Origin of the sequence: uncultured Campylobacter sp. (genome assembly GCF_938017615.1) — a bacterium.
GTDB lineage: Bacteria > Campylobacterota > Campylobacteria > Campylobacterales > Campylobacteraceae > Campylobacter_B.
The window spans coordinates 1-9,090 of sequence record NZ_CALIJA010000159.1 but is presented as its reverse complement, the minus strand read 5'-3'; the positions used below and the strand labels follow the sequence as shown (position 1 = coordinate 9,090).

The window sequence follows — 9,090 nt, the reverse complement described above, 5'->3', positions numbered from 1 at the left end:
ATTACAAGTTCCCATTGTCGACATCTTTTCATCCACAATTATATTTTTACAGTGCAAAAATCCAGCTTTATACCTGTAAATTTTCACTCCAACATCAATTAATTCCTCAAAATAAGTTTCTGCAATCCAATACGGAATTTTTTTATCGGGAACTCCCGTCATCATTATTTTTATTTTAACTCCTGAGAGTGCCATTATTTTTAGCTGTGAAACAAGACTCGTGTCAGGTACAAAATATGGACTTTGTATGATTATCTCTTTTTTTGCGACAGAAATCATCTTTGAGTACAGGTATTTTAATGTTGTCCACTCGGTATCAGGTCCACTTGAAGAAACTTGCATGACATATTTCAACTTTTGCTTATCAATCGGTTCTTGCTCTTTTATTTCTTTAACCGCTTCCGATTTTATAATCCGTGAAAAATCGTCATTTTTTCCACCGCTGTTTAACCAATCTGTTACAAAAATGGCTAAATATTGCGCAGTTATTTCCCCAATAAATCTTGCATTCGTATCTCTCCAGCTAGAAAACCTCTTCCCACCGTCAATATATTCTTGACCTACATTCATTCCGCCAGTATGTAAAATTTCATTGTCAACAATCGTCATTTTTCTATGATTTCTATAATTCAATTTTGTTATTGAAAATTTTACATCTAAAAAGAACCTTGCTTCAATTCCAGCCATTTTCAATTCTTTTTTGTATTTTCTTGACAAATTAAACGCCCCCACACCATCAAAAAGCAATTTTATTTTTACACCTTCTTTTGCCTTTTTCAAAAGTAAATTTTTAATTTTTTCTCCCAGCTCGTCTGATTTCCAAATAAAATATTCCATATAAATACTGTGTTTTGCGCCTTTTATATCTTCCAAAATCGAATCAAACGCATCTTTTCCATTGTAAAACAATCTATAGCTCGTATTATTAGTCAAAAATGTCCCTTCAGATTTGTAGAGCATTTTTACAATTTCCTGCTCTCTTTCATTCATATTTATATTTTTATATTCATCGCACCTTGGTTGATATCCGCCGTCGCAAGCTTTGTCAAAGTATTCTTTACGAGAAAAAAATCGCGCGCATTGACCCATCTTTTTATAATTTTTGAAATTATACCACTAATTCTAACAAAAAACTCATTACTTTTTATTACCTTTTGTCTTACTTTAAGTAATTTTTAATATTACTTTAGGTAAGATACGCTCATCAAAACCAAGGTGCCCCACACCGAGCCCGCGTCGGGCAGAAGCTACGGGAAGCGTCCGTATGGATACGACAACCCATACCCGAGTAATCAGCCCCGATAGCGACAAGTTCGGGGGTAGAAAAATCCTTGTCTTTAAGACGATAGTAGCGCAACGGCAGAGCAGAAGCAAAGGAGCTTCGTTGTTGTGGGTTCGACTCCCGCCTATCGTCTCCATATCCATAAATGAGCCTCCACTCGCCTTGCTCCTTAGGCGGTTAAAAATCTTTGCTGTATCTTTTCGAATGAAAATCCTTAAATCGGAGGCTCTTTTATGGATATTTTTTAAAGGAGAAAACGATGAAAAATCAAGAGTTTCAAGACGCCGCCGATGAGTTCGCAAATAGCATTTCGCAATATTTGGACTCCGTAGCGGAGCATCTATGCGAAGTTTCACAGATGAGCGGAATGAGCGTAGGTGATCTGCTGATAGACCTCGCACTACTAGCAAGGGTGGCGGAGCGAAAAAAGGAGGAGCGCGATGCTACGGCTGATGCTACGGCTTCTGAAAAAGCTATTTAGAAAGCATACGAAATTTACGATCTCAAACCTAAGATTTGGGATATTAAAAGGATAGAAAATGAATGTTTTTAAAAAATATTGCCCCAATGTATGGGTGGCTCAATGCGATGAAAAACACAACAAAGGCGAGGTTATAGTCCTTGAAACGCAATATGGCAAAAAGGTCGAATGCGAGGTCTATAACCTGCTAGCAGAAAAAAACGACAAGTTTTATTACTCAATCGTGAGATTAGAGGAAAGCTATGCAACAAGAAAAGCAGAAAAATACAGAAACTCGCAAGCGGTGCACGCGAAAAAGAGCTTCGAGTGGTATCAAAAAAGCCAAGAGGGCGCAGAGTTTCTAAGGCTCGGCGAGCCGATAAAGGTCGGGCATCACAGCGAGCATAGGCACCGAGCATTAATTGAGCGCAACTGGAACAGGATGGGGAGTAGCGTAAAAGAGCAAGAAATCGCCGACGAAAGAGCGCGCAAAGCCGAGTATTGGGAAGCAAAGGCGGAGGAGATAAACCTATCAATGCCCGAAAGCCTTGAATACTTTACGGCACAGTTAGAAAAAGCCAAAGCGCGCCAAAAAGGGCTAAAGGACGGCACGATAGAACGCGAGCACAGTTATAGCTTAACTTATGCTACGAAAGCAGTAAAAGAGCTAGCGCAGAAAGTAGAATTAGCCCAAAAACTATGGGGCTAAACTCCATTAACGGGCTAGTTTATTTCTAGCCCTAGAAAGGATAAACAATGAGCTTAAAAGATTTTAGAGAAGAATTTATAGCTTATCGGACTCGGATGGGTGTCGGTAAACACACGAAATTTAGCAGCTTTGCTAAATTTGTAAATGCCAGAAAAAAGGATATGCGATGCGCGAAACAATGAGTATCAAAGACTACCACGCACGGGCGGAAATTTCAAAAAGCGATCTTGATTTGCTCGCCAAGAGCCCCTATCACTTCAAATTCAAAGATGAGTTTGAAAAGCCAGATAGCAAGGCCTTGATCTTGGGTTCGGCAGTGCATAAGTTGGTTTTAGAGCCTGCAGATTTTTTAAAAGAATTTGCGGTTGAACCCAAAGCCGATAAACGCACTAAAGAGGGCAAAGAGGCTTACGCAGAGTTTTTAAAGGGTGCGGGCGAAAAGATCGTATTAGACGCCGAAGCCTACGAAAAAGCGACCGCCATCGCAAACGCGGTCAATTCTATGAGAGAGACGGCGCTTTTTTTAAAAGACGGGCTAGCGGAGCAGAGCTATTTTGCGGAGATTTCGGGGGTGCCCGTGAGGTGTCGCCCCGACTTTTTAAACGAAGCGCTGGGGCTTTGCGTAGATTTGAAAACGACCTCCGACGCTAGCGCGGACGGATTTGCAAAATCGGTAGCAAATTTTAACTATCACATCCAAGCGGCGTTTTATACCGATATCTTGCGCCTATGCGGCAAGCGGGTAGAAAACTTCCTTTTTATCGCAGTCGAAACCAAAAAGCCTTATATGACGGGCTTTTATACGCTAGACGAGGCGGCGATAGAGCAAGGGCGCAAGACATATCTAGCCCTGCTTGAGCGCTATAAGCTGTGCCTAGAGCGTAACGAGTGGTGGGGATATGCCAAGTTTGAACCCGAGAGTAAAGAGATAGAGGCAGTGCAGACGCTAAGCCTGCCTGCGTGGAAATTTTATGAGAGCATAGTGTAAAGGATAGATTATGAACCAATTACAACCCCTTGACCCGCAAGGGCAAAAACTAGAGCTAGAGGTAAAGAAATTTGAACTAGAGCAAAGAAAAGCCAAAGCATTTGTAGCTACCGACTTTTTCCCTGCGCATTTACGCAAGGGTGATAAAGAGGCAACTATCGGCGCGGCTATTATCGTACTTGATCTCGCCCAGCGCATGAATTTAGGTGCGCTCGAAGTGGCGCAGAGCATCTACATCATTCACGGCAAACCGAGTTTCGAGACGAAATTTTTAGTCGCGCGATTAAATTCCAGCGGGCTTTTAAAAGGGCGATTAAACACCATTTTAAGCCCCGACGGACAAAGCGCGCACTGCGAAGCCGTGGACGCTCAAACAGGGCAACTACTGCGTGGCACTACGATCACGATGGATATGGCGCGCCGCGAAGGCTGGCTAAGCAAAAACGGCTCAAAGTGGCAAACTATGCCCGAGCTAATGATGAAATATCGCGCGCAAAGCTTTTTTATAAACGAGTTTTTTCCCGAGGTCAAATATGGGCTAAAAACTAGCGATGAAGCTGAGGATATAAACGAAATAAAAGAGATGCCAAAGGCAAAGCAGACGCAAAACCTAAATGAATTCCTAGCCAAAGCCGCGGAGCAAAAAGCAGAGCCCGCAGAGGAGATCATCGAAACCGCGCCGCTAGAGATAGACGTAGGCGAAGAAGTGCTACCGCTTGACGCCCTGCAAAATGAACTAGTAGCGAGAGGCGTGAGCGAAATCGAAGCCGAAAAGCGGATGGAGAGGATGAATCCTGATGAGGCTAGAGCGTATCTATCTGATCCGAATAGCATTGACGCGCTGGCGGAGGAGTTAAGAAATGAATAAGGTCGTCTTAATCGGAAATTTAACTCGCGGGGGCGTACTATGAAAATAAAACCAGTTATTGGATATGAGGGCCTTTATTCTATTACTGATGGCGGGATGGTTTTTAGCCACCCCAAGGCCAACAAATATAACCCAAACCATAAAGGGCTATGGCTTAAAAAGGTAACTGATAATAATGGGTATGATTATGTTAGTTTACACAAAAATAGAAAACAAAGCAAAAAGCCCGTCCATAGGTTGGTCTGTGAAGCCTTTTTGGTAAACCCTGATCGTAAGCCGCAAATAAATCACAAAAATGGCGTAAAAACCGATAATCGGCTTGAGAATTTAGAGTGGGCGACTGCCAAAGAAAACATAGCCCACTCTTACAAAACGGGGCTTGCCAAAGCGAGCGAAAAAAGCATAAGAATGTCGGCTATTCGTCTTGACAAATGGAATAGATCAGAAATAGGCAGAGCCACTGCCTCAAAAAACGGCAAAGCAAGAAGAAAGCTGACGCCAGACCAGATCAAAACAATCCTTATATTACAACAGCAAGGGGCTAGCGCTTGCTCTGTGGCCAAAACTATGCCTGTTTCTAAAAATCAAATCTTAAAAATATATCATAGAAAAATTTATAAGGAGCTCATAGATGAACAAAGTCATATTATTGGGTAGATTAGTAAGGGATATTGAGTTGAGATACACACAGGGTGGCTATTGCGTCGGGAACTCGGGGATCGCCATAACGAGAAAATTTAAGAACGCGCAAGGGGAAACAGCAGAGGAAACCTGCTTTATAGATCTGAAGTTTTTCGGGCGCACGGCGGAGGTCGCAAATCAATACCTCCGCAAAGGCTCAAAGCTTGCCGTAGAGGGGCGGCTAAAGCTGGAGCAGTGGCAGGATCAAAGCGGACAAAACCGCAGTAAGCACGTAGTAGAGGTAGAGAGCCTAGAGATGCTAGGCAGCAATCAAGGCGGGCAGAATTCTAACGGGAGCAGCTATCAAAACAACTATGGCAACAATTCGGGCTACGGATATTCGCAGGGAGGGCAAGCCCCTAGCCAAAGTCGCAAACCCGCTCCGCAAAGCGCCAAATACGATGACGGCGGTAACACGATCCCGTTTTAAACGTTTTTAATGCGTGTTTTTTGTATAATCGCATAAATTTACAAAGGAGAGCAAATGGCAGAGGAAAAAATATTAAATATCAAAAAGCTAAAGATGGTCTGCAAGCAGTGCAAAACGGAGATCATAGCAGATTTAGGCTCCACCGTTTATGCCTGCCCCGTCTGCGGTCGGAGCTTCGGCGTCAGGGGAGATATGAATTATTTTATCAGGCTTTACGAGATACTGCTAGAGCTTAAAAATAATCCCGCGGCGGAGTTTAGCGTTATTTGCGAAAGGGGGGACGAGGAATGAGCGAAAATATCGTTAAAAAAGTCTGCGGCGAGCTAGGCATCACTCAAAGAGAGCTGGCGGAGAGGATAGATGGCTAGCTTAGATGAATTCGACGAATGCGTGGGGCTGATATTAGCTGCTCTGACTAAAAGCTTCCCAAAGAGGATAAAATTCGACGCTTCCGAAATTTCGGCGGTAGCCCCTGATATAGAAGTCCATTTTGTAGGCGATTGTATGAGCTTTTTGCGAGATGAAGGGCTTATCGAATACAAAGACGTTAGCCTAAATTTCTATTTCATAGGATGCAGACTAACTTTAAGGGGAATTTCTTGCCTAAGGCAGGACGCACCCGAGCTACTGCAATGCTACGATAAAAAAGATTATAAAAATTTAGCTAAGATAGCTATTCAAATCCTGAATAAGTGGATAACCCAAAGGAGATAAAATGGCAGAGGAAAAAGAAACTAAAGGTAGCAACCTTATACAACTAAAGGTTAGCGACAAAATGCGCGAGGAGCTGCAAAAAAGGGCTGATGAAGTAGGCTTACCCGTTACTACCTACATTTATCATCTAATAGCAAAGGAGCTTGAAAGCAGAGGCAAAGCCTAAATTTGGGCTTTTTCTCAAAAATGAGAAAAAGTTTTTACTATACTAATTAATACTTTTGATATTCTATATACTTTCTTAAGAATATTATAAGTATTATATAGCTATACTTCCACAATAAAATTTACTTATGGAGGTATAGCGATGCAGCTATCTTTAACTTTCCCGACGGCAGAATTACAAGGTGCTTTCCCTGCGAACGCAGAAATTCTTTTTAAATTTCTAAATCCAGATACAAAATTTGCAGACTGGATAACTCGCCGTATAACTCAATACGGCTTCGCCCTAAATCAAGACTATATTATTCAAGTGGCTTACACCAAAGGCAGACCGCGCAAAGAGTATTTTATCACTCTGGATATGGCGAAAGAGCTTTGTATGGTAGAAAATAACGAGCGCGGCAAAGAGGCTAGGCGGTATTTCATCAAATGCGAGCAAGAACTCCAAGCGCTTAAATTTCAATACTACGTGGACGAAATCTCAAACCTTAGAGCGGTGCAGATCTCGCAAGGCAGACATAACCAGAACGTAATCAACGGCTACAAATCCCAAATTTCTCAGCACAACGCCCTTATCGTAAAGCTAAAATCCGAACTAGCCAAGCGCGGGGTAATTTACGACGCGGAGGTTATAGAACGCTACGAGCAAAAAGAGGAAAACCTAAGAGCGATGCTACATAACGCCAAAACCGAGCGGGATTTTTATCGCAAGCGCACGCAAGAGCTAAAGCAAAAGCAAAACATCAAAGATAGCGAGATAGTAAGGCTATTAAACAAAATCCAGTATCAAATGGACGGCGTTTATAGCGAGATAGGCGCGGTTATGGCGTATGCAAACGATAATGACCGCTTTTTTATAGAACAAAATGAAATTTTAAAAGGATAAAAAATGAATCTAGAAATTTTTAAAAACGAAAATTTTGAGATTAGAGTTACGGTCGATGAGACAGGCGAACCGCTTTTTTGCTTAGCCGACGTTTGCAAGGTTTTAGAACTTACAACGCCAGCAAAAGTTGCAGAGGCGATAAAATCGGAGTTTGAAGGGAGTGAGTTAAACTCATACCCTTTTGAAACCGTAGGCGGTAGGCAGAATTTTACAATGATAACCGAGCCGCAGCTTTACTTCGTGCTTATGCGGAGCAATAAACCGAACGCGAAGCCGTTTAGGATGTGGGTAAATAAAGAGGTTTTGCCTAGCATTAGAAAAACGGGGAGCTATACGCAAAAACCGCTCTCGCAAATAGAAATTTTACAAGGCTCGGTCGAAATTCTAGCCGCGCACGAAAAGGATATAAAAGTCATAAAAAACGATATAAGCGACCTGCATAAAGAACAGTTAAAAGCTAGGCACAATATCAATCGTCTTTTAAACAACGATAACTATATGACGCTTATTGAATATATGAATTTAAACGGCATTTCGCAAAAGGGTTATCATATCCCGAGCCTCGGCAAAAAAGCAACGCGACTAAGCAACGAACAAGGGGCGTTTATGGGCGCGGTTATCGATCCTAGATACGGACGCGTAAACACCTATAGCACGGAAATTTTAAGGCAGATATTTTATGTGGATGAACGCTAGAGAATTCGCAAAGCGCGAGGGCAAAAAGCTCTACGTGATAGATGTACAGGCAAGTAAGGACCGAAAGATCGGGCGCACGGATCGCTTCCGTAAAGTAGGCGGAGTGCTACAGATAGAGACGGAGCACTACTATCTAGCCTTTAAAGATCCGATCACGCCCGCGCTTAAAGAGCGAATAGAGGAGTTGTATTACAAGGCGTACGAATTAGTCGCAAGCGATTATGAGCTTGCGTGGATCGCACACAAGGGCACGGGCTCGCCGCACTTAAATGTGCTTCAGCGATTTCTGCGCTTTCGGTGGCATCGCGGCGGAAAAATAGTGCAGAAAATGTGCGAGAACCTAGAGGCGCTTTTGGCAATGAGCGAGGAAGCGCGCGCAGAGTTTCTGGCTCGTGAGCGGGAAGCTATGAGAGAAGCGGCAAGTTCTAAAAAAAGAGGAAAAGATAAAATTTAAGCAAGGAATAAATCAATGAGCTATAAAACCGAGCTACAAGAGCTTCAAAGGGAGCTTGTAGAGATCAAGGATAAGAAAAAGCAGGTGCAAAAGGCGTTTTTTAAAATTGCTGGGGAGCAGACACAAGAGGACTTCCCTTTTCGCCTTATGCAAGAGAGCTCTTTTGGAACTATGATATTTTCTTTTTCAGCAAACGGAAAATTTAAATGCTCCAAAACGATCACATACGATCTTTTGTTTTTAGACAATATTACCTTTCGGCTTTATCACGAAAAAGGGCAGCGTGAGAAATATGAAAAAGCAAAGCAAATCATAGAAAAACTATATGAAGGAGAGGACGATGGGAGAGATTAAATTTAGAGCGTGGAATGTTCTAGATAAGAAAATGCTTAATTGGGGTGATATTTTTCACTTACCGGCTTGGGAAATTTTTCCCGGGACCCCGGAACAAAGACCCTTCAATATTATGCAATATACGGGAATGGAAGATAAAAACGGGCGCGAAATTTATGAGGGGGATATAATCAAATACGACGATGCGGGCGGGGAAGCGCATACGCAAGTCGTTAGATATGATGACGAAATGGGCGCGTTTGGTTGTGATAGAGGCGCGCTTATGGACCACTTTAATTGTATGTGGGAGATTGAAGTCCTCGGCAATATCTACGAAAATCCAGAACTACTAGAAAATAAGGGGGAAGAAAAATGAACAACAAGGAATTAAAATACGAAGAAAGAGGAACAAGAATGACACCAAAAT

The 9,090-nt window shown here is 42.4% G+C and carries 15 protein-coding genes and 1 pseudogene; 15 read left to right on the top strand and 1 reads right to left on the bottom strand.

Annotated features, from left to right (window positions below):
• Positions 1 to 990, bottom strand: a 990-nt coding sequence (gene cls, locus Q0620_RS08295) for a cardiolipin synthase (RefSeq protein ID WP_298784416.1), incomplete at its 3' end; no start/stop codon positions are given.
• 351 nt (positions 991 to 1,341) lie between these two features.
• Here cls and Q0620_RS08290 point away from each other — a divergent pair.
• From Q0620_RS08290 to Q0620_RS08220, 15 genes and pseudogenes are all read left to right on the top strand, one after another.
• Positions 1,342 to 1,418: pseudogene (locus tag Q0620_RS08290) on the top strand.
• Between the two features lie 123 nt (positions 1,419 to 1,541).
• Positions 1,542 to 1,763, top strand: coding sequence for a hypothetical protein (locus tag Q0620_RS08285; RefSeq protein WP_298784414.1), 222 nt, complete (start codon positions 1,542 to 1,544; stop codon positions 1,761 to 1,763).
• 58 nt (positions 1,764 to 1,821) lie between these two features.
• On the top strand, positions 1,822 to 2,451 hold the full coding sequence (locus tag Q0620_RS08280) for a DUF3560 domain-containing protein (protein ID WP_298784412.1): 630 nt from the start codon (positions 1,822 to 1,824) through the stop codon (positions 2,449 to 2,451).
• 166 nt (positions 2,452 to 2,617) lie between these two features.
• Complete coding sequence (locus Q0620_RS08275) at positions 2,618 to 3,439, top strand: PD-(D/E)XK nuclease-like domain-containing protein (protein ID WP_298784410.1); 822 nt, start codon at positions 2,618 to 2,620, stop codon at positions 3,437 to 3,439.
• 10 nt (positions 3,440 to 3,449) lie between these two features.
• On the top strand, positions 3,450 to 4,307 hold the full coding sequence (locus tag Q0620_RS08270; protein WP_298784409.1) for a hypothetical protein: 858 nt from the start codon (positions 3,450 to 3,452) through the stop codon (positions 4,305 to 4,307).
• Between the two features lie 39 nt (positions 4,308 to 4,346).
• On the top strand, positions 4,347 to 4,964 hold the full coding sequence (locus Q0620_RS08265) for an NUMOD4 motif-containing HNH endonuclease (protein WP_298784407.1): 618 nt from the start codon (positions 4,347 to 4,349) through the stop codon (positions 4,962 to 4,964).
• Positions 4,939 to 5,418, top strand: coding sequence for a single-stranded DNA-binding protein (ssb, locus tag Q0620_RS08260; RefSeq protein WP_298784405.1), 480 nt, complete (start codon positions 4,939 to 4,941; stop codon positions 5,416 to 5,418). The genes Q0620_RS08265 and ssb overlap by 26 nt, the downstream gene beginning before the upstream one ends.
• 54 nt (positions 5,419 to 5,472) lie before the next feature.
• Positions 5,473 to 5,709: a hypothetical protein gene (locus Q0620_RS08255; RefSeq protein WP_298784403.1), complete on the top strand. Its 237-nt coding sequence runs from the start codon at positions 5,473 to 5,475 to the stop codon at positions 5,707 to 5,709.
• Positions 5,710 to 5,778: 69 nt separating this feature from the next.
• Positions 5,779 to 6,132, top strand: a complete 354-nt coding sequence (locus tag Q0620_RS08250) for a hypothetical protein (RefSeq protein WP_298784401.1) — start codon at positions 5,779 to 5,781, stop codon at positions 6,130 to 6,132.
• A 1-nt stretch (position 6,133) separates the two neighbouring features.
• Positions 6,134 to 6,298 (top strand): hypothetical protein, encoded by a 165-nt coding sequence (locus Q0620_RS08245; RefSeq protein ID WP_298784399.1) that lies wholly within the window; start codon positions 6,134 to 6,136, stop codon positions 6,296 to 6,298.
• 141 nt (positions 6,299 to 6,439) lie between these two features.
• The gene (locus Q0620_RS08240; RefSeq protein ID WP_298784398.1) at positions 6,440 to 7,180 is read left to right on the top strand and encodes an antA/AntB antirepressor family protein; all 741 of its coding nucleotides are present in this window, start codon (positions 6,440 to 6,442) and stop codon (positions 7,178 to 7,180) included.
• Between the two features lie 3 nt (positions 7,181 to 7,183).
• Positions 7,184 to 7,876 carry a BRO family protein gene (locus tag Q0620_RS08235; RefSeq protein ID WP_298784396.1) on the top strand — a complete coding sequence of 231 codons (693 nt, stop codon included), beginning with the start codon at positions 7,184 to 7,186 and terminating at the stop codon, positions 7,874 to 7,876.
• On the top strand, positions 7,866 to 8,330 hold the full coding sequence (locus Q0620_RS08230) for a hypothetical protein (RefSeq protein ID WP_298784394.1): 465 nt from the start codon (positions 7,866 to 7,868) through the stop codon (positions 8,328 to 8,330). The genes Q0620_RS08235 and Q0620_RS08230 overlap by 11 nt, the downstream gene beginning before the upstream one ends.
• A gap of 15 nt (positions 8,331 to 8,345) precedes the next feature.
• Positions 8,346 to 8,684, top strand: coding sequence for a hypothetical protein (locus tag Q0620_RS08225; RefSeq protein ID WP_298784392.1), 339 nt, complete (start codon positions 8,346 to 8,348; stop codon positions 8,682 to 8,684).
• Entirely contained in the window at positions 8,671 to 9,039 is a 369-nt protein-coding gene (locus tag Q0620_RS08220; protein ID WP_298784389.1) for a YopX family protein, read from the top strand. Before Q0620_RS08225 ends, Q0620_RS08220 begins: the two co-directional genes overlap by 14 nt.
• Positions 9,040 to 9,090: the final 51 nt, after the last annotated feature.